This window comes from Microbacterium karelineae, assembly GCF_009745985.1.
Classification (GTDB): Bacteria; Actinomycetota; Actinomycetes; order Actinomycetales; family Microbacteriaceae; genus Microbacterium; species Microbacterium karelineae.
This window is the reverse complement of sequence record NZ_WFIX01000043.1, coordinates 1-308: the sequence shown is the minus strand read 5'-3', so window position 1 is coordinate 308 and position 308 is coordinate 1. Positions and strand designations below refer to the sequence as shown.

1 pseudogene is annotated in these 308 nt (G+C 37.3%); it reads left to right on the top strand.

Annotation, left to right across the window (positions count from 1 at the left end):
* Positions 1–308, top strand: a pseudogene (locus GB932_RS21860) (hypothetical protein); the annotation flags it as partial.

Here is a 308-nt window from a genome sequence, read left to right as displayed (position 1 = left end):
TCACGGATGTTGAAGACTATGCAGCAGTGAAAATTGAAATGGAGCAAAACGGTGATACGTATATCGAAACCCGTAAAAAACTTGCAGGAAAAGTATTCAACCTTACCTCTGCATATGATGCGGCTATTTCAAGAATGCTTTTAGATGAAGAATATCCTACTTATCTGAATGCTTCTTATAAAAAAGTAGCAGATCTAAGATATGGAGAAAATCCTCACCAGACAGCAGCTTACTACGTTTCTACTTTCGAAAACGGAGCGATGAAAGACTTTGAACAGCTTGGAGGTAAAGAACTTTCTTTCAACAAT